General features: G+C 33.0%; 20 protein-coding genes. 17 read left to right on the forward strand and 3 right to left on the reverse strand.

Annotation, left to right across the window (positions count from 1 at the left end; translation table 11 throughout):
* Positions 1–59 precede the first annotated feature (59 nt).
* The 5 genes from AB8B52_RS08585 (at position 60) to AB8B52_RS08605 (ending at position 7473) form a co-directional block, all read left to right on the forward strand.
* Entirely contained in the window at positions 60–341 is a 282-nt protein-coding gene (locus AB8B52_RS08585) for a DUF427 domain-containing protein (RefSeq protein ID WP_406027144.1), read from the forward strand.
* A gap of 84 nt (positions 342–425) precedes the next feature.
* Positions 426–1649: an alpha/beta fold hydrolase gene (locus AB8B52_RS08590; protein ID WP_406027145.1), complete on the forward strand. Its 1224-nt coding sequence runs from the start codon at positions 426–428 to the stop codon at positions 1647–1649.
* 3 nt (positions 1650–1652) lie between these two features.
* Positions 1653–2819, forward strand: a complete 1167-nt coding sequence (gene egtB / locus AB8B52_RS08595; RefSeq protein WP_406027147.1) for an ergothioneine biosynthesis protein EgtB — start codon at positions 1653–1655, stop codon at positions 2817–2819.
* Positions 2820–3758 (forward strand): L-histidine N(alpha)-methyltransferase, encoded by a 939-nt coding sequence (locus AB8B52_RS08600; protein ID WP_406027148.1) that lies wholly within the window; start codon positions 2820–2822, stop codon positions 3756–3758.
* A gap of 34 nt (positions 3759–3792) precedes the next feature.
* Positions 3793–7473, forward strand: a complete 3681-nt coding sequence (locus AB8B52_RS08605; protein ID WP_406027150.1) for a metallophosphoesterase — start codon at positions 3793–3795, stop codon at positions 7471–7473.
* Between the two features lie 65 nt (positions 7474–7538).
* Here the strand turns inward: AB8B52_RS08605 and AB8B52_RS08610 are convergent, their stop codons facing one another.
* Positions 7539–8348, reverse strand: a complete 810-nt coding sequence (locus AB8B52_RS08610) for an SdiA-regulated domain-containing protein (RefSeq protein WP_406027152.1) — start codon at positions 8346–8348, stop codon at positions 7539–7541.
* Positions 8349–8376: 28 nt separating this feature from the next.
* Between AB8B52_RS08610 and AB8B52_RS08615 the strand changes: the two genes are divergently transcribed.
* From AB8B52_RS08615 to AB8B52_RS08670, 12 genes are all read left to right on the forward strand, one after another.
* On the forward strand, positions 8377–9588 hold the full coding sequence (locus AB8B52_RS08615; protein WP_406027154.1) for an NAD(P)/FAD-dependent oxidoreductase: 1212 nt from the start codon (positions 8377–8379) through the stop codon (positions 9586–9588).
* A 228-nt stretch (positions 9589–9816) separates the two neighbouring features.
* Positions 9817–10068: a hypothetical protein gene (locus AB8B52_RS08620; RefSeq protein WP_406027156.1), complete on the forward strand. Its 252-nt coding sequence runs from the start codon at positions 9817–9819 to the stop codon at positions 10066–10068.
* Complete coding sequence (locus AB8B52_RS08625; RefSeq protein WP_406027158.1) at positions 10052–10321, forward strand: type II toxin-antitoxin system RelE/ParE family toxin; 270 nt, start codon at positions 10052–10054, stop codon at positions 10319–10321. The genes AB8B52_RS08620 and AB8B52_RS08625 overlap by 17 nt, the downstream gene beginning before the upstream one ends.
* Complete coding sequence (locus AB8B52_RS08630; protein WP_406027160.1) at positions 10322–10861, forward strand: DUF1697 domain-containing protein; 540 nt, start codon at positions 10322–10324, stop codon at positions 10859–10861.
* A gap of 1 nt (position 10862) precedes the next feature.
* Positions 10863–11960 (forward strand): diphosphomevalonate/mevalonate 3,5-bisphosphate decarboxylase family protein, encoded by a 1098-nt coding sequence (locus tag AB8B52_RS08635; RefSeq protein WP_406027161.1) that lies wholly within the window; start codon positions 10863–10865, stop codon positions 11958–11960.
* 60 nt (positions 11961–12020) lie between these two features.
* Positions 12021–12368: a four helix bundle protein gene (locus AB8B52_RS08640; protein WP_406027163.1), complete on the forward strand. Its 348-nt coding sequence runs from the start codon at positions 12021–12023 to the stop codon at positions 12366–12368.
* A gap of 35 nt (positions 12369–12403) precedes the next feature.
* The gene (locus AB8B52_RS08645) at positions 12404–13333 is read left to right on the forward strand and encodes a mevalonate kinase (protein ID WP_406027165.1); all 930 of its coding nucleotides are present in this window, start codon (positions 12404–12406) and stop codon (positions 13331–13333) included.
* Positions 13334–13412: 79 nt separating this feature from the next.
* Entirely contained in the window at positions 13413–14315 is a 903-nt protein-coding gene (locus AB8B52_RS08650) for a geranylgeranylglycerol-phosphate geranylgeranyltransferase (protein WP_406027166.1), read from the forward strand.
* Entirely contained in the window at positions 14316–15263 is a 948-nt protein-coding gene (locus AB8B52_RS08655) for a carbon-nitrogen hydrolase family protein (RefSeq protein WP_406027167.1), read from the forward strand. It abuts the gene before it with no gap.
* 41 nt (positions 15264–15304) lie between these two features.
* Positions 15305–16147: a pseudouridine synthase gene (locus tag AB8B52_RS08660; protein ID WP_406027168.1), complete on the forward strand. Its 843-nt coding sequence runs from the start codon at positions 15305–15307 to the stop codon at positions 16145–16147.
* A 157-nt stretch (positions 16148–16304) separates the two neighbouring features.
* The gene (locus tag AB8B52_RS08665) at positions 16305–18602 is read left to right on the forward strand and encodes an ATP-binding protein (protein ID WP_406027169.1); all 2298 of its coding nucleotides are present in this window, start codon (positions 16305–16307) and stop codon (positions 18600–18602) included.
* A 311-nt stretch (positions 18603–18913) separates the two neighbouring features.
* Positions 18914–19294: a hypothetical protein gene (locus AB8B52_RS08670; RefSeq protein WP_406027171.1), complete on the forward strand. Its 381-nt coding sequence runs from the start codon at positions 18914–18916 to the stop codon at positions 19292–19294.
* A 280-nt stretch (positions 19295–19574) separates the two neighbouring features.
* Here the strand turns inward: AB8B52_RS08670 and AB8B52_RS08675 are convergent, their stop codons facing one another.
* Both AB8B52_RS08675 and AB8B52_RS08680 read right to left on the reverse strand, forming a co-directional pair.
* Entirely contained in the window at positions 19575–19823 is a 249-nt protein-coding gene (locus AB8B52_RS08675) for a hypothetical protein (RefSeq protein WP_406027173.1), read from the reverse strand.
* 135 nt (positions 19824–19958) lie between these two features.
* On the reverse strand, positions 19959–20882 hold the full coding sequence (locus AB8B52_RS08680) for a DUF2268 domain-containing putative Zn-dependent protease (RefSeq protein WP_406027175.1): 924 nt from the start codon (positions 20880–20882) through the stop codon (positions 19959–19961).
* Positions 20883–20913: the final 31 nt, after the last annotated feature.

Here is a 20913-nt window from a genome sequence, read left to right on the forward strand (position 1 = left end):
AAACTAACAGTTCCTACAAGGTTTAAAAAAAACCATATAGGTCTATAAAAATAACAAACATGAAAGCAATTTGGAATAACAAAGTCATCGCAGAGAGTAGCGATACAGTCGTCATAGAAAACAACCATTATTTTCCGCATGAGAGTATCAAAAAGGAATTTTTTAAATCTAGCGAATTACATTCCGTATGTCCTTGGAAAGGCACTGCATCTTATTACACATTAGAAGTCGACGGCAAAGAAAATAAAGATGCAGCATGGTTTTATCCTGAAGTTTCAGAATTAGCAAAGGGCATAAAAAATCGTGTCGCATTCTGGCGAGGAGTTAGAGTTGAGGAATAAAATGATGGTTTAATAAAATCTATTTGAATCCGAAATTTCCTGTCAGGTTTTACCAACCTGACAGGTATGAAATAAAAAACCACCATGAAAAGCACCAAGCTTAAAATTATAAACAGAAAAGGACTAATGCTAAGCGCAAGTTTAGAATTACCTGCAAACCAAAAACCAAACTACTACGCCATTTTTGCACATTGTTTTACATGTAGTAGTAATCTCAATGCCGTAAAGCATTTAAGTAGAGCATTAACCCAAGATGGATTTGCCGTATTACGATTCGATTTTACAGGATTGGGCAGAAGTGAAGGTGAATTTGCAGAGAGTCATTTTTCAGCCAACGTAGAAGATTTAATAGATGTTCATGGCTATATAACAGAATATTACCAAGCACCAAGTTTATTAGTTGGTCATTCGCTTGGTGGAGCAGCAGTTTTAGTTGCGGCTTCAAAAATTGATGCTGTTAAAGCTGTGGCAACTATTGGTGCACCTGCAACAGTAGATCATGTTACGCATTTATTTTCGCATCAGATTGACGCGATTAAAGATAAAGGTAACATTGAAGTAAATATTGGTGGACGACCATTTGTTATTGATGAAGACTTTGTTTCAGAATTTAGTAAAACAGATCTACCAGCTACCGTAAAAGCACTGCGAAAGCCTTTATTGATTATGCATTCGCCATTCGATAAAATTGTAGGCATTGAAAATGCAGAGCAACTCTATAAAAACGCTTACCATCCTAAAAGTTTTATCACTTTAGATGATGCCGACCATCTGTTATCTCAAGAAAACGATAGTAAATATGTTGGCGATATTATAGGAACTTGGGCAAGACGTTATTTTCCGAAAGAAGAGAACACCATGTTAAGTATTGAAGGGGAACAATTGGTTGGTCATTTGAACATTGTTGAAGATAATTTTACCACGGCAATTCAAACTAAAAATCATAACTTCATTGCAGACGAACCAGCAAGTATTGGTGGAAGCGATTTTGGGCCTTCGCCTTACGAATATCTCAACGCAGCACTTGCCGCATGTACAGTAATGACACTAAAAATGTATGCGGAGAGAAAGCAATGGGATTTACGAGAAGTGTTTGTTTACATTTCACATTCCAGAAAACATAGTGACGATTTACAAATTGAGGTAGATCAACCAAAATATTTAGACCATATCAATAAAAAACTAAAATTTGTTGGTAACTTAGATGCTTCGCAAAAAGAACGTTTAAAAGAGATTGCTTCGCGATGTCCTGTGCATAAAACCATTGAAAGTGAAGTTATTTTTAATACCCAAATTATAAAAGATTAACCCTTGCAAATCACAACATCACATACGGTTACAAAAGAACAGTTTTTAGAAATTCGGCATAAAACGGAAGCCATTTGTAAATCATTAAGTCCAGAAGATACAGCAATTCAACCTACGGATTTTGTGTCGCCACCAAAATGGCATTTAGCGCACACAACTTGGTTTTTTGAGCAGTTTGTGCTTACGGAATACGTTAAAGATTACAAAGTTTTTCATAATGATTATGCGTTTTACTTTAATAGTTACTATAACAACGTTGGTGACCGTGTCATAAGATCTAATCGAGGTTTAATGACAAGACCAAAATTCAGTGAAGTTATAGAATTTAGAACTTATGTTAATTCACATTTAAGTGCATTCATTTCTAAAGGCATCTCCAAAGATATATCCGATATTATTGAAATTGGTTTACAGCACGAGCAGCAGCATCAAGAGTTACTGATATATGATATTAAGTATATTTTTGGACACCAACCTTCGTTTCCAAAGTTAGACTTTGAGATCAGTTTGAAACAAGAAGATGAACATCAAGAATTTGTAAAAATTTCAGAAGGTGTTTATGAAATTGGTCATAATACTGATGACTTTTGCTGGGATAATGAATTAGGAAGACATAAAGTGTACCTTCATGATTATGAAATTTCAAATCGATTGGTCACCAATTCAGAATATCTAGAATTTATAGAAGCTGGTGGTTACAAAGATTTTAATTTGTGGCATGCTGAAGGTTGGGATTTTGTTCAAAATAACAAATTGGAAGCACCAATGTATTGGCACAAAGTCAAAGACAAATGGATGCATTACACACTTAAAGGGTTTAAAGCTATTGAACCTAATTTGCCAGTTAGCCACGTCACATTATACGAAGCTTTCGCTTTTGCACAATGGAAAGGCATGCGACTACCAACTGAATTTGAATGGGAGGTCGCAGCCAATCAATTGAATTACGGACAACTTTGGGAATGGACCAACAGTGCTTATTTACCGTATCCAAACTACAAAAAAGTAGAAGGAGCCTTGGGAGAATATAACGGCAAATTTATGATTAATACTATGGTTTTGAGAGGTGCCTCCGTCGCTACGGGAAACAATCATAGCAGACCAACATACAGAAATTTTTTTCACCCTGAAATGCGTTGGCAATTTTCAGGCATAAGATTAGCAAAATAGATGACAGATACCTTCGCACAAGATGTGCTTAATGGCTTAACAGCCGAAAACAAATACTTATCCTCAAAATACTTTTACGACGATAATGGGAGTCGCATATTTCAAGAAATAATGAATATGCCTGAATATTATCTCACCAATGCTGAGTTCGAAATACTATCCATGCAGTCGAAACAAATTATTGAGGCCTTAAAATTCTCAGGACCTTTTAATATTGTGGAATTAGGCGCAGGAGATGGTTTTAAAACTTTTAAGCTTTTAGAGCATTTAGTAAATCATGATGTAGATTTTCATTACATACCTATTGATATTTCGCAAGAAGCTGTATATATACTGACTAAGAATTTAAAAGAACGTTTGCCTAATTTAAAAGTCCATCCAAAAGTGGGTGATTATTTCGAAATTTTGAAAGACAATCGCACTAGTGATTACCCAAGTTTGTTACTGTTTTTAGGTGGAAATATTGGTAATTACCAAGAAGACCGAGCCAAAGAACTATTGCAATTGTTTCACGATCATATGAAACTTGGCGATAAATTGTTGATTGGTTTCGATATTAAGAAGAATCCAGTCATCATTCATAATGCGTATTACGATAAGCATGGAATTACCAAACGTTTTAACCTAAATCTACTACTAAGAATTAGTAGAGAATTAGAAGCTGATTTTAAGATCGATGATTTCGATTTTTATTGCCATTATAATCCTATTACTGGCGATGTAAAAAGCTACATCGTAAGTCTGAGGAAACAAGCCGTTGAAATTAAAGCTTTAAACACAACAATTCACTTTGATTATAATGAGTTAATTTGGACAGAACTTTCTAAAAAGTACAGTCTCGACGAAATTAGTAACTTAGCAGAAGCCACAAACTTTAAACTGACCACTAATTTTTTGGATTGCAAACATTATTTCACAGATAGCCTCTGGGAAAAGTGATGTTGTAAATTCACCGACCAACCAAAATATTCTGATGAAAATAAGATACCAATACGCTCTAGTTTTAACTTTAATGCTAGTCTGTAATGCTTGTGCGACATTAAAAAAGCAAGCCACAAAAAGTGTAGAAAGCGAACTGCCCACAGATAAAGATATTGAACACACCTTTTACCTTATAGGTGATGCAGGAAATTCTGATTTAGGAGAAAGTTCAAAAGCCATAAAAGCTTTTAAAACTGAACTCGAGAAAGCAGACAAGAACAGTACAGCTATTTTTTTAGGTGATAATATTTATCCAAAAGGACTACCTAAGAAATCAGAAGAAGGTTATGAGTTAGCGAAACATCGTATTACTATTCAAACAGAAGCTGCTCAAAATTTTAAGGGAGAAACTGTTTTTATTCCAGGAAATCACGATTGGTACTCAGGTAGTTCAGGATTAAAAGACCAAGAGAAAATGGTAGAAAAAGCCCTTGGAAAAAACAGCTTTTTGCCAGAAAATGGTTGTCCGATAGATAAAATTCATATTTCAGATGCTATTGAATTAATTATAATAGATACCCACTGGTACATTACTAATTGGAACAATCGTCCAACGATCAACGATGATTGTGAGATAAAGACGAGACATAAATTTTTAGACGAGTTTAGTAGCCTCATAAAAAAGGCAAGAGGGAAAACGACAATTGTCGCCATGCATCATCCTATGTATACAAATGGTTCGCATGGAGGACAATTCAGTTTCGTTAGTCATATGTCTCCATTACCAATTTTAGGAACCCTAAAAAATGTATTGAGAACAACAACAGGCGTTTCACATGCCGATCTTCAAAATCCAATGTATAATGAATTAAAAGGACGTTTAGTAACCATTGCTCAGGAGAATGAAAAAGTAGTTTTTGTTTCGGGTCATGAGCATAGTTTACAGTATTTGGTAGAAGATAATTTGCATCAAATTGTTTCAGGGTCAGGTTCTAAAGTGTCTGCTGTTCGAAATATCGGGAGTGGAAAATTTGGTTATGGAACACCTGGTTATGCTAAACTTATGGTGTATAAAGATGGTTCATCACACGTTACTTTTTATTCTGCAGATGAAGAAAAAGAAGTATTTACAATTGAAGTTTTTGAAGAAAACAAACCATTACAACCAAAAGCTTATGAAGACAACGTATCGTCTCATACGAGTGCTTCTATCTATAGTGAAGATGAGACAGATTTTAGCGGTTTTGGTAAATTTCTTTGGGGAGAGCGCTACAGAAAATACTACAGTACTAAAGTAAAGGCTCCAAATGTTGGCTTAGATACATTATTCGGTGGATTGCAACCTGTTAGAAAAGGTGGTGGAAATCAATCGAAGTCCTTACGGCTAAAAGATAAAAACGGAACGCAATACGTAATGCGTGCCGTAAGAAAACAAGCACTTCAATACTTACAAGCATTTCTTTTTAAAGATCAGTATATAGAAGGTCAATTTGATGACACTGCAACCGAAGATTTAGTTTTAGATGTATTTACAGGATCTCATCCTTATGCACCATTGGTTGTGGGTGATTTGGCAGATGCTATTGGTGTTTATCATACCAATCCTGTATTGTATTATGTACCAAAGCAAGAGCGTTTAGGGTCTTATAATGATGAATTTGGTGATGAACTTTACATGATTGAAGAACACACCTCTGAAGGTCATAGTGATAAAGCAAGTTTTGGTTTTCAGAACAAATTATTATCAACTGATGATATGATGAAAAAAGTCCATAAAGATGAAGATATCGTAGTTGACGAAAAAGCGTATATAAAAGCAAGATTGTTTGATATGTTGATTGGAGATTGGGATAGGCATCAAGACCAATGGAGATGGATTGAGTTTAAAGAAAATGGTAAGAAAGTTTACCGACCAATGCCAAGAGATCGTGATCAGGCATTTTCAATTATGTCAGATGGTTTTCTTTTAGGTGCTGCTGTAAAACTCATACCTGATGCACGTATTCTAAGAAAATATTCTGATGATTTAGAAGACGTTAAAGGTGTGAATATAGAACCCTATCCAATAGATATGGAGATTATTACACAGTCTAGGAAAGATGTTTGGGATGCTCAAGTTAAACATATTCAAGAGAATGTTACAGATGCTGTTATTGAAAAAGCATTTTTAAACATGCCAAAAGAAGTACAAGGACATTCTGTAGAGGCGATAAAAGAAAAGTTAAAGGCGAGACGAGCCAATCTTCAAAAAATTTCTGATCGCTATTATGAATTAGTGAATAAATATGCTGTAATAAAAGGAACCAATAAAGATGATTGGTTCGATATTGAGCGCTTGCCTAATGGTGAAACTAAAGTCACAGCCTATCGGATTAAAGATGGTAAAAAGAAAGATAAGTTTCATGAACGAACGTACAATCGTAAAGAAACACAAGAGATATGGATTTATGCTTTAGACGATGATGATGTTTTTGAGGTTAAAGGAAATGGTGATCATTTGATAAAGTTACGATTAATAGGTGGGCAAAATAACGACACTTACACTATTGAAAACGGAAAGCGCGTGACGTATTATGATTATAAGTCTAAGAAAAGTACGGTTGTAACAAATAAAGGACACAAGAAGTTTACTGATGATTACAAAACCAATGTCTATGATTATAAAAAATTAAAAAATAACATGACTCAAATTTTACCAAGTTTAGGGTCGAATCCAGACGATGGTTTTAGAATTGGAGCTAGTGCTATTTTTACTAATTATGGTTTTGAACGTAACCCGTTTACAGCACAACATCAAGTCGCTGCATCTTATTATTTTGCAACCAGTGGATTTGATTTGAATTATAGTGGTGAGTTTTCAAATATTTTTCCAGGTGTAAATTTAGGAATGGATGTTCATTTTAATAGCCCTAATTACGCCGTTAACTTTTTTGGTTTTGGCAATGAAACACGAAATTTTGAAGCAGATGATGCTGATGGTGTAGATGTTGATCGTGATTTTAACCGTGTGAAAATAAGAACTTTTAGCGCTATGCCATCTTTAATTTGGAAAGGTAGAGAAGGGGCAAGTTTTAAGTTTGGAATCTCTTATGAAAGCAATGAGGTAGAGCGTACCGCACAACGCTTTATTTCAGTTTTATCAGAAAATAATCCTGTTTTTGATAAGCAAGATTTTTATGGTGTCAATGCTAAATATGCTTATGCAAATAAAGATAATGACGCGTTTCCAACGGTTGGCATGCAAACCACTTTAGAAGTTGGATATAAAAATAATGTAAGTACTGAAAAAGGATTTGGATACCTCATTCCAGAATTAGGCTTCGACTATAAATTAATTCCCAGTGGTCAGCTGGTTTTAGCGACTAATTTTCGAGGGCATATTAATTTTGGTGACGATTTTGAATTCTATCAAGGTGCTACTTTAGGAGCCAGAACAGGTTTAAGAGGCTACAGATTTCAAAGGTTTACAGGTAAAAGTGCATTTTCACAATCTACAGATATACGTTGGAATTTTAGCAGTCTTAAAACAGGATTACTTCCAATTCATATTGGTATTTATGGTGGTATGGATTATGGCCGTGTTTGGATAGATAATGACGACTCCAAGAAATGGAATAATTCATTTGGTGGAGGATTTTTTGTAAATATGGCAGAAATGATGACGGCCAATATATCTGCTTTTAATAGCGATGATGGTGTGCGTTTAGCATTTAGACTTGGCTTTGGATTTTAGTATTTAGATGAGCCCAAAATTGCTTGTGCTTAACACGTTTTAGTATTCTAATAAGGATAGTCTTCTCAGTTTAGATTAAAACTATAAATGTTGCCTCCGTCAGTACCTCTGCGCTCATCTGTAATTAATACTTCAGCGTTATTTTTAAAACAAATACCTTCTTTTTGAGACTTGTGCTCAAATGGTAATTCGGTGATATGTCCAGAGAAAAAATCGGCACCTTTAAAACCCGAAAGTTTCCAAAGTTTATCATGATTTAGCAATACGATTGTTTTGCCATCATCACTAAGATCAGCAGAGGTTATTTTATTGTTTTTGCCATCGAGCTTATAATCAGAATGTATTTTTGCTAAATGCTTACCTTCAATATTAGGCACTTTTAGCACTAAGAATTTCTTATGTTCTTTACTGAAAATATAAAAGTAGTTTTGGTAAAGAAAGAACGCTTCAAAGTCTTTAGAATCTTGTTTTTTAGGTAATTCGAATTCAATAATGTTTGCGATGGCAGTCGTTTTATCTAAATCTTCAAATTTCACTTTGTAAATTCTGAATATTTTTCGCTTTTCATTATTATTTCCGAAGTCGCCAATATAAATATTACCTTCATCATCAGCGGTTAAATCTTCCCAATCTTCATTTTTTGCATTAGTAATAGTAATGGTGTTAATAACGGTGCCTTCTGCATTTAAACCAACTAATTGATTACGGTTTCCAGAATCTTCAATGGTCCAGATAAGTGATGACGCTGTAGAGGTTTCAACAGCCGAAACTTCTTTTAAATGTTGTGCAATATCAGCCTCAACTTTAAGTTGCCCAGTAGATTGACAAGATGTGGTAATAAGTAACAGAAATATTAGTCTTTTGAGGTATATCATTGTAATTTTATCCTTTAAATCAGTCACATTGAGTCAACGTAAAGATATTATAATTATTGGAGGTGGAGCAGCAGGTTTTTTTGCTGCTATTAATATTGCTGAGAAAAATCCAGAGTTATCCGTTGCTATTTTAGAACGTGGAAAAGAAGGCCTTCAAAAAGTAAAGATTTCTGGAGGAGGTCGCTGTAATGTGACGCATGCAGAGTTTATTCCGTCAGAATTAATACAAAATTATCCAAGAGGCGAAAAAGAACTTTTAGGGCCTTTTCACACTTTTATGACAGGCGATACAATTGCGTGGTTTGAAGAACGAGGTATAGAATTAAAAATTGAAGACGATGGCCGAATGTTTCCAGTTTCAAATTCCTCTCAAACTATTATTGATTGTTTCTTAAATGAAGCCAAAAAGCATAAGGTTGACGTACTTTATAATTATTCTGTAAAATCTATTAAAGTTAGAGAAAATGATTTTTTAATAGAAACATCTCAAGGAATTTTAGACTGCCATAAATTAGTAGTTGCCACAGGAAGCAATCCAAAAATATGGAACGTACTCGAAGATTTGGGTCATACGATTGTGCAGCCTGTGCCTTCACTTTTCACTTTCGATATTAAGGATAAACGCATTAAAGATATTCCAGGTGTTGTGGCAAAAGATGTTGAGGTAAACGTTGTAGGTACGGATTTAGAGTCAGAAGGCCCTTTGCTTATTACACATGTCGGTATGAGTGCACCAGCGATTTTAAAACTATCAGCTTTTGGAGCTGTAGCTTTGGCCAAGTTGAATTACAATTTTAAAATCGAAGTCAATTTTATTAGACAAGATTTTGAAATGTGTTTAGAACATCTCAAAGGTTTTAAGCACGAATTTGCAAAAAAAATAATTCAGAATTCCAACCAATTCGATGTGCCAAAACGCCTTTGGAAACAACTCGTTTTAGCTTCAGAAATAAATGAAACCGAACGTTGGGCAGACATCAATAAAAACCAACTCGAAAATCTAGCAGCGCAATTAACTAGAGCTATATTTCAGGTTACGGGAAAAAGCACATTTAAAGAAGAATTTGTAACAGCAGGAGGCGTCGATTTAAAAGAGGTCAATTTTAAAACGTTTGAAAGTAAACGCATTCCAAACTTATTTTTTGCAGGCGAAGTCATCAATGTAGATGCAGTAACGGGCGGTTTTAATTTTCAGAATGCTTGGACAGGTGCTTATATTGTATCACAGTCTGTTGTTTAAAGACCTAGCAGCTTTTAAAAAGCTTGCAGGTCTGTAAGACTAGAGTCAAAGAGGGTTTTTAAGTTGGTATTATAAATTTAATGTTTTTAAGGTTAATGAGTGAAGTCGAAAGGCTTCGTCGTTAGACTATTTATGACTTACCAACCTGCAAGATATTGAAAGCCTTACAGCTCTATTAATCTAATCTAATATATTTTATATATATTTACTATATAAAAAGTATATACCATGGGAAAAACAAAAAAACTCATAGAACTAGACGATAAAGCCATCGCTATTTTAGAAAAGCAAGCAAAACTTCAAAAGCGCTCTCTTAAAAATTACATAGAATTTACACTTGAGGATACTGCGCAAAGGTTTAGTGAACCATCGGAAGCTTATAAAAAGATGATGGATGATATGATTGACAGAATGGACAAGGGAGAAGTTGAATTTACGCCAGTATCTGAAGTATTGAAAAAGTATGGAAGAGAACTTTAGTTTATCAGAAGATGCGCAGCGTGAACTCTATAGAATTTCTTGTTATTATGAATATTTAGAAAAACACGATGATTTTTTTAGTGATTTAATTAGGCAGTTAAACTTAATAAAAAAAATGCCTTATTGCTTTCAGGTTAGATATAAAGATGTAAGAATTGTTTCGCTTGAAAAGCATAGTTATTCTATTCACTATAGAATAATAAATGAGGACATATATGTAATTCACATTATAAACCAGAAACAAGATTACTAAATGCAAACCTACATTGCACTTTTAAGAGGCATCAATGTTGGTGGACACAAAAAAGTGCCCATGGCAACGCTTAGAGAAATACTTGCTAACTCTGGACTTAAAAAAGTAAAAACCTACATTCAAAGTGGTAATGTTATTTTTCAATCTTCAGCTCATGAAGCGGAAGTTTTAGAAAACCGCATTCAAAAATCAATTTTAGATCATTTCCAATTTGAAGTTCCAGTTTTGGTTAAAACAACAACTGAGTTTGCAACTATTTTTAAGAATTGCCCTTTTACGGAAAACCAAAAAACAGAAAGTTATTTCGTATTACTTAGCAAAGTTCCAAGTAAAGATTTAGTAGTAGAGGCATCTCAAAAAGTATATCCTGATGATACTTATGTGATATTAAATGATTCTATGTATTTGTTTTGCGCAAAAGGTTATGGACGCGCAAAATTCAATCTAAATTATTTCGAAAAAAAATTAAAAGTCAATGCTACTGCCAGAAATTATAAAACAATGCTAAAACTATTATCTTTGTCTCAGACAAATGACTAGCATGACAGCACAAGATTTTATTCTAAAAACATACAACGCTAATGTTGAAAACGGATCAGTAAAATGGTCTTCACCTAGCAACATAGCTTTGGTAAAATATTGGGGCAAAAAGGAGCATCAAATTCCTGAAAATCCATCAATAAGTTTTACACTTTCAGATTGTAAGACCATCACAGAAATTACCTATTCTAAAAAAGAAGGCAACGATTTTAGTTTTGATGTCTATTTTGAAGGCGAGAAAAATGAAGCGTTCAAGCCAAAAATCCAAACCTTTTTTGAGCGTATTGAAGCTTACATGCCATTTTTGAAGGATTATCATTTCAAAATTGAAACCTCTAATACCTTTCCTCATAGTTCAGGGATTGCATCTTCTGCTTCTGGAATGAGCGCCATTGCACTTTGTTTAATGAGTATTGAACAGGAATTGACTGATGCTGTTACTTCGAGCGCAGTCGAGAAGTCTTTTTTCAACCAAAAGGCATCGTTCCTTGCAAGATTAGGTTCAGGAAGTGCTTGCCGAAGTATTGAAGGCGAACTTGTTGTTTGGGGAAAAAATGAAAGTACAGAAAGTTCTGATTTATACGGAATAAAGTTTGAAGGTGATGTACACGCCAACTTCAATAATTATCAAGACACTATTTTGTTAGTTGACAAAGGAGAAAAGCAAGTCAGCAGTACCGTTGGTCATCAATTAATGTATGGTCATCCGTTTGCAAAAGAGCGTTTTGCGCAAGCCCATGATAATTTGGCAAAACTGAAAACTATTTTAGCTTCGGGTGATTTAAACGCATTTATAAAAATTGTAGAAAGTGAAGCTTTAACCCTTCATGCTATGATGATGACGAGTATGCCTTATTTCATATTGATGAAACCAAATACTTTAGAAGTTATCAATAAAATTTGGGCTTTCAGAATGAAAACAGGTTCTAAAGTATGCTTTACCTTAGATGCAGGTGCCAATGTCCATGTGTTATATCCTGAAAGTGAAAAGGAAATAGTGCTTGAATTTATTGAAAAAGTATTAGCGAAATACTGTCAAAACGAGCATTATATTTGCGATCAAATAGGAAAAGGTGCGGAACTATTAATTAAAAGTTAATAAGTAATAATGAAAAAATTTAAGTAGTATCTTTCAGATGTTGTACTTAAATTCATCGTTATGAAGCCAAATATTATCAAAGAAAAAAGTTTCGATTTCGCTATAAATATTGTGAATTTATATAAAGATTTAGCACACAATAAAAAAGAATTTGTGATGTCGAGACAGCTTTTAAAATCAGGAACATCTATTGGTGCAAATGTAAGAGAAGCTGAATTCGCTCAAAGCAAAAAAGATTTTATTAATAAAATGTCAATTAGTCTAAAAGAAGCTAATGAAACCGATTATTGGTTAGATTTACTTCACGCAACAAATTATATAAACACTAAAGATTTTGGCAAATTTAAACCTAAATCACAGGAAATGTTACGATTATTGGTTAGTATTGTTAAAACATCCAAAGAATAATCATTAACTTTGCATTATTAATTTTTCATTATTACATGAAGGGACCATTATTTTATTCAAAGATTTTGTTATTCGGTGAATACGGAATCATCAAAGATTCTAAAGGCTTATCTATTCCATATAATTTTTACAATGGAGCACTTAAGGTTGATGAAAATCCGACGAAAGAAGCGATTGAATCTAACGCGAGTTTAAAGCGATTAGTGGCTCATTTAAAATGCTTAGATAAAGATCTCGTAACGTTTGATTTTGAAACTTTACAGCACGATGTGGATTCAGGAATGTACTTTGATTCTTCAATTCCTCAAGGTTATGGAGTAGGAAGTAGTGGTGCGTTAGTTGCAGCTATTTACGATAAATATGCTTCTAATAAAATTACAGTTTTAGAAAACCTAACACGTGAAAAATTATTAAAGCTTAAAACTATTTTTTCTGAAATGGAATCCTTTTTCCACGGAAAATCTTCTGGTTTAGATCCATTAAACAGTTATTTAAGTCTTCCAATTTTAATAAATTCTAAAGATAATATAGAAGCTACTGGCATTCCGTCGCAAAAGGCAGAAGGAAAAGGGGCTGTATTTTTATTAGATAGTGGTATTGTTGGAGAAACCGCACCTATGGTCAGTATTTTTATGGAAAACATGAAAAATGAAGGCTTCCGTAGCATGCTTAAAGATCAGTTTATAAAACATACAGATGCTTGTGTAGATGATTTCTTAAAAGGTGATATGAAGTCGTTATTTAAAAACACAAAACAATTATCTAAAATTGTACTTAATAACTTTAAACCAATGATTCCGTCGCAATTTCATGAGCTTTGGAAAAACGGTATTGAAACCAACGATTACTACTTAAAACTTTGTGGTTCTGGTGGTGGAGGTTACATTTTAGGTTTTACTGAAAATATAGACAAAGCTAAAGAAGCCTTAAAAGGTCAGAAATTAGAGGTGGTTTATAATTTTTAATAGTTGCTAGTCAGTAAACTGCAACACTGTAATCCTTCTTTTATTTAAAATAGCTTTGCGTATTCCCTAAACATCAATCATGTTATCTAGACGGCAGAAACACATTCTTCTAAAATTTTTCAGCCTGTTTTCTGTAGTAAGAGGGTACAATATTTTAGTGGTAATTATAGCCCAATATTTAGCTTCGGTTTATATTTTCGCTCCAGATAAAACCATAAAATCCGTTCTTTTTGATATCAATTTAATGATGCTCGTCTTGGCATCATCTGCAACGATTGCAGCAGGTTATATTATTAATAATTTTTACGATTCTGAAAAAGACTTAATCAACAAGCCTACAAAAACAATGTTAGATCGGTTGGTAAGTCAAAACACAAAACTATCCTTTTACTTTGTACTTAATTTTTTGGCTGTTGTTTTTGCGAGCTATGTGTCTTTTAGAGCCGTGATCTTTTTTGCGCTGTATATATTTGCAATTTGGTTTTATTCGCATCGTTTAAAAAAGCAACCAATGATTGGTAATTTGGTTTCTGCGGTACTTACGGTTACACCATTTTTTGCGATATTTATTTATTATCAAAATTTCGAAAAAGTCATTTTTGCTCACGGATTATTTTTGTTTTTACTAGTATCTATGCGTGAGTTGACTAAAGATTTAGAAAACATTAAAGGCGATTTAGCTCTAAATTACAGAACGGTACCAGTGGTTTATGGAGAAAAAGTATCTAAGACCATGCTCACTATTGTAGCAGTCATTACTATGAGTGTTTCTATAGCCTTAGTGCTGTTTTTTGATATCGGTCATATGTATTATTTCTTTTATTTTAGTGTGGTAGTGCTACTAGCTTTTTTAATAATACTTTTAAAATCTAGCAAGAAAACACATTACTTATTATTACATAATATGCTTAAGTTTATTATTGTAGCTGGTGTGTTTTCTATTTTGTTAATTGATGTATCTATTGTTTTAAATCGTATATAAATGAAGACAACGTTAAAGATTGCCATGGCACAAATCGCACCTGTGTGGTTAAATAAAAGTGCGACTTTAAAAAAAGTAGAAGAAGCAATTAAAGAAGCGGCAAGCGCAAATTGTGAACTTGTAGTTTTTGGTGAAGCGCTATTACCAGGATATCCCTTTTGGTTAGCACTTACAGGAGGTGCAGAATGGAATACAGATGTCAATAAACAACTACACGCACATTATGTTAATAATGCCATTTGTATAGAAAAAGGAGAGTTAGATACAGTTTGTGAATTAGCAAAAACGCATCGTATTGCTATTTATTTAGGCATTATAGAGCGTCCAACTGATAGAGGTGGTCATAGTATTTATGCCTCTTTAGTGTATATAAATGAAGACGGTAACATCCAGTCGGTCCATAGAAAATTACAGCCTACTTACGATGAGCGCCTCACGTGGTCACCAGGTGACGGAAACGGACTAAAAGTACATCCATTAAAAGCATTTACGGTTGGTGGACTCAATTGTTGGGAAAATTGGATGCCCTTACCACGCACAGCATTATATGGTCAAGGTGAAAATCTTCATATTGCCGTTTGGCCAGGAAGCGATCACAATACCAAAGATATTACACGCTTTATTGCACGAGAATCACGTTCGTTTGTGGTTTCTGTATCGTGTTTAATGTCTAAAACAGACGTTCCGAAAGACACACCACATTTTGATGCTATTATTAAAAATGCACCAGACACGTTGGCTAATGGAGGAAGTTGCATTGCAGGACCAGATGGTGAGTGGATTGTAGAACCTGTATTGCATAAAGAAGGGCTAATCATTCAAACTATAGATTTTAATCGGGTTTTGGAAGAACGCCAAAATTTTGATCCAGTTGGTCATTATTCAAGACCAGACGTGACTAAATTAACCGTAAACACTGAACGACAAACTACTGTAGAAATTAAATAGTTAATGTCAACTATTGTTTTACATTTGCAAAAAATTACAACATGAGCAAAGAGCGAAATAGCAAAGGAAAAGGGAAACCTTCAGGAAGTAGAACTGCACCTAGTAAACCTAAAAGTTTTACGAAAGGAAATGCTCCAGTTAAAAAGAAAACTCAAGCTTCAAAACCAAACTCTAATTCAGAAGAGATACGTTTAAATAAATACATTGCCAATTCGGGTATGTGCTCGCGTCGTGAAGCTGATGAAAATATTGCCATTGGTTTAGTTTCTGTGAATGGCAAAGTGATTAACGAAATGGGTTATAAAGTAAAACGTTCGGACGATGTTCGTTTTGACGGTCAGCGCATCATGCCTGAGGCAAAGGTTTATGTATTATTGAACAAGCCCAAAGGATTTGCAACGACAACTGCCGAAGGCAAAGGCAGAACTGTGATGGATTTGGTCGCTAATGCCACTAGTGCAAATATTAAACCTATAGGTCGCTTAGGCAGAAACTCCCTAGGTTTATTGTTGTTTACCAATGATGATATTATTATGCAGAAGTTCACCAATTCTAAAAAGGGTGTCGCACGATTATTTCAGGTAGAGCTCGATAAAAACTTAAAGTTTGAAGATTTAAAGAAGGTTCAAGAGGGTTTTAAAGTTGAAGGGAAGACTGTAATGGTTGAAGAAATTAGCTATATACAAGGTGAATCTAAAAATCTTGTTGGTATTAAGATTAAAAATACAGGAAACACCATTTTAAGAACCATATTTGACAATCTCAATTACGACATCGTAAAAATTGATTGTGTTGCCATTGGTCATTTAACCAAAAAAGATATTCCTCGTGGTCATTGGAAACACCTTACTGAACAAGAGGTAAATACTTTAAAAATGATTTAGAGTCTACAGAATTTCTTTAGTATAATAAAACTATTTTCTAGGGTTTTACAGGAATCAGTTTTGGATAATATCGGGTAAAATGCAGATTATTTCGGTGTAATAGCCTTTTTGTAATAAATAATACATATATTACAATCCCAAATTATCTATACCTACTATGAAATTCCTAACTAAAACCTTAGGTTTGGTTGCATGTTTTGTATGTCTGTATTCCTACAGTCAAAACGAAAATGTAGATTTTGATTTAAATCAAAGTCCATTGACATCTATTACCAGCAAGCTACCAAAAATATCAAAGGATTCTACAAAAGTTGAGATTAAGACCCATGTTGAGGCGATGTTAGAATGGATGACCCAAGAGCATTACAAATCTAATTATGCACCAATTTTAATCTATGCTGAAAAAGGATTGTCCTTAGCAGAAAAAAGCGCGAATACAAATCACATCCATGACGTAAGAACTGTAATTGGAAATACATTGATACGTATTAAAGACACTGTTAATGCCAAAAAATTATTTTTAAAAACATTAGAGCAAGCTAATAAAACTAATGACAGTAGCCTTATTTTAAAAGCTAAAGGTAATCTTGCTAACATTTATTATTATACCGAAGGCTACAAGGGTAAAACGATAAAAATATATCTTGAAAGTGTAGAAATAGCGGCACAATTAAAGGATACAACAAAATTGTTTGTTTTACATCATAATTTAACAAGAGCGTTTAACGAAACGCAACAGCCCGAACGTAGTGCCTATCACCTCAAAAAAACGGAGTTATATTTAAATCTTCTAAACAATCCACCGCATTATAAAGCCAGCCATATTCATAATAAAGGCAGAATGCTACTTTTATTAAACAAACCAAAAGAAGCTATTAAAAGTTTTAAAGAAACCATAGCTATTTGTGATAATACAGAGTTTAGAGATGCGTTAATTGAAGGTTACACAGGTTACAAAGAGGCTTTAGAGATGCAAAAAGATTATAAAGGAGTCTATGATATTAGTAAAAAATTAGAGGTTTATGAAGCGGAAAAGGACGAAGGTGAAGCTAAAAGTATAATTGAATCCGTAAGTACAAAATTAAAGGTAGAACGCTTTAAAGACCAGATTAAGTCTAAAGAGCTTGAAAAACAACTTTTAATAGAACAAGCTGAAAGAAAGAATATCTTGTTATTGCTGTTTTTAGGTATTGGTGTTTTTTTAATGTTAATCTTAGCCATTACTTACGTTGCACATAAAAGAAGAAGGATCTTAGTAAAAGATTTGCGAATTAAAAACAAGCAATATTTAATTGCTAAAAAGGAAAGTGAAGAATTTACCAAAACAAAAACAAAGTTCTTTGCAACGGTGAGTCATGAGTTAAGAACACCCTTATATGGAGTTATTGGTTTAAGTTCTATTTTATTAGAGGATAATGATTTAAAAAAACATGAAAAAGATTTAAAATCTTTAAAATTTTCAGCCAACTATTTATTGGCGCTTATAAACGATTTACTTCATATTAATAAAATTGACAACAATAGTTTTACTGACGAAACAATTGTGTTCAACTTAGAAGAATTAACTGCGACAATAGTATCGTCATTTGAATATATTAGACTGCAGCATCAAAATACAATTGAAGTTCATATTGAAAAAAACACTCCTATTTTATTAAAGGGCAATTCGGTAAGACTTTCTCAAATTCTTATGAATTTAATAGGCAATGCCTGTAAATTTACTGAAAAGGGATCTATAGATGTCAATATTGAAATGTTAGAACAATCAGACCAAACGGCTAAACTTCAATTTACAATTAAAGATACAGGTCCAGGCATAGAGCAAAGTAAACTAAAACAGGTGTTTAATGAGTTTACTCAAATTGAATCGTCATCTAGAACATATCAAGGTACCGGACTTGGATTACCTATTGTTAAAAAATTGGTAGAGCAAGCCAAAGGTACTATTAGTGTTAATAGTAAAATTGGAGAAGGAACAGTGTTTTATTTTCATTTAGATATTTTAGTAGCATCAGATGCAGAGAAACAAGTAATATCACCGATCTTAGATTGTAAGCAACTAGAAAAAAAGCACATACTTATTGTAGAAGATAATCGTATCAACCAAACCGTTACCAAACGAATTTTAGAAAATTCTGATGTTATTTGTGATATTGCACAAAACGGTGAAGAAGCAGTGGCTTTAGTTAAAAAATATGCGTTCGATTTAGTTTTAATGGACATTAACATGCCTGTAAAAAATGGTATTGAGGCGACGAAAGAAATAAGAACATTCAATAAGTTTATTCCTATAATTGCATTAACAGCTGTTGAAATAGAAGAGCAAAAACATAAGATTTACGACTCAGGGATGAACGATATTATCCTAAAACCTTACGACGTGGATCAGTTTAAAAAGACCATCATAGCAAATTTGACTCCTAAGCATGAAAGTGAATTGAGAAAATTAGCTTAAGATGATTAATTTAAATTTAAAAAATTTAAGTTTTAACCAAAAAATAATATTTCTACAGTTTTATCCGTTAAACCAAAGCTTTGAAATGGGGTGTTTTACCACTAATCTACTTGATAAGTTAGGATCCACTCTTCTGTTATTGGTATCGTATTATAGTTCTATCTAACTCTGTGATACGCATTAATTACTGGTTTGCGTTTTAATTTGAAAGTTTATTTCTTACCGTTCATCGAATAAATACAACTTTTTAACGGCTGTATGTTAATTTTTTATATATTGCAGTCCCAAATAGAATGAAAAATTACCTACTTATGAAAAATATAAGACTACTCTTATTGTTTTTACTTGTTGTAAACTGTACAACAGAACCAGCCGATGTTAATGACATCTCAGATTTAGTATCTCCCGAAGCCCAAATGTGTGTTGACGATTTACCTATGGTTAGAATAACCAATAACGGTACGCATAGTTTCGATTTTATTATTTACGATTTAGATGATAATTACACGGAGTTATTTGTGAGCAGTATTTCTATTGCCGACAATAGTAATTGGATTGAATTGCCTACTTATAACGCGGTTGTTGTAGCATCCAATGAATTTGATTACGGTCAAAAAGTACAATTATCACTCGAAAATTGTGACACTATTGAAGTAGTAGTAGATTCGGCCGATATTTTAACAGAATTGTAACCTATACGTTTCTAAGGAATTTTTAAAATTTAATATTTGTACACGATTGTACAGGTTAAATTTAAGAAGGTAATAGAACCAAACTTTATCTTATAACTACACATGCTATTAATTTATAATTGGTAGCATGTTTTTAAATTTTAATAGGTTGGTTTGAGTTTAAAGTATTGGTGATTATAGGTCTTTTTTGATATAATGCAGTATGCATAATTATTTTAGAGACTCGATGATTCATATTTATAGATCATCGTTCTTATAGCTTTAAATTGGTATCCAAACTTTAAATAGATTCGGAAGTTGCTTTTGTAACTTTTCCAAATTGATTAAATCCATAATCAGCAAATCCGCCTAAATAAAGTTTAAATTTCTTTGTGCCTCCTTCATTACGTATGTTACTATTTGAAGGGTTTAAAGTACTATTAGAGTATATTTCATAAACATTTCCACCTAACGTTATTCCATAAGTCAATTCTTGAGCTTGTAAAATTAACGCAACAAAAAGTAGGATTGCTGTTGTGATTTTTTTCATAAATTTTGGTTTTAATGGTATGATGTGTAATTAGGCAATGAATTTAATGAATAATCACGGAATAGAAAATTTGAAGGGATTTTAGGAAGTTGGTACAGACTTAGCAATTAATTATATGCGTTGTTGTGCGGCGTTTTATTTTAAAATCCCACTTTGTTCAAGTACCTTTTCTGGTTTCATTGTATAAATATTTCTCCAAGATTCTTTTCCATTTTTATTTACGTATTCTTCTACAATCCTAAAGCCTATATAATATCCAATTCCTCCTGGTAAATCCTTTTCTATTTTATAACTTCTATCTGCGAAAAGGTTCGCTATTTTTTTATCAATAGAATTTTGATATTTTTCAAGTTTCCTTAATATCATATCTTCATTTTCATTACAAGTTTTTAATTCTTTTTCTGTGTAATGTAATTCTTGAGCTTTAGTAGTTTCTCCTTTATGAAATAAGAAACTTACATAAGAAGCAAATCCTTCATCTAAAATTCTCTTTAAAACTATACTTTCAGTGTTTGGAATTGTACTTGAATATATCTGATGATTTAATTCGTGTGGGAATAATAACTTTATATGTTCCGTATCATTTATGGAATTCGCTAAATCAAGAACCATTGCACTATTACCAATACCACCAGCATCAGTCCATTTAGGGCCAAATACTATGTACCATTTTCCAACAGGTTCAAATCCAGTAAACTTTGTCATCCTTTTTTTAGTATTTTTAAAATACTTATTTAAATCTTCCAGATTTATTTCTTCTGCTTTGTTTTGGTATTGATTTAATTCAGGAAAGGATGTGGTATTTAGCCATTCTATAAAATCATTTTTATTGCCCAAGTAATTATTCCACAATTCTAAATAAGGTTCATATATTTTTTCTGTAAAAATTGAATCTCTTTTAATTCTATCTTCATCTTTGAACATTTTCATTAAGTTCAATTGAGTCTTTGTCAAATCAATCAATTCAAATTCAGATGATTCTTGTTTTTGAGTAGTTTTCGGTATCGATTGGCAGCTTAAAAAAACGATTAATAAAAATACTGTAATAAGGTTTTTCATAGTTTGGGTTCAATGTTGCACAACGGTTTTG

This window comes from Winogradskyella sp., assembly GCF_045105575.1.
Lineage (GTDB): Bacteria > Bacteroidota > Bacteroidia > Flavobacteriales > Flavobacteriaceae > Winogradskyella.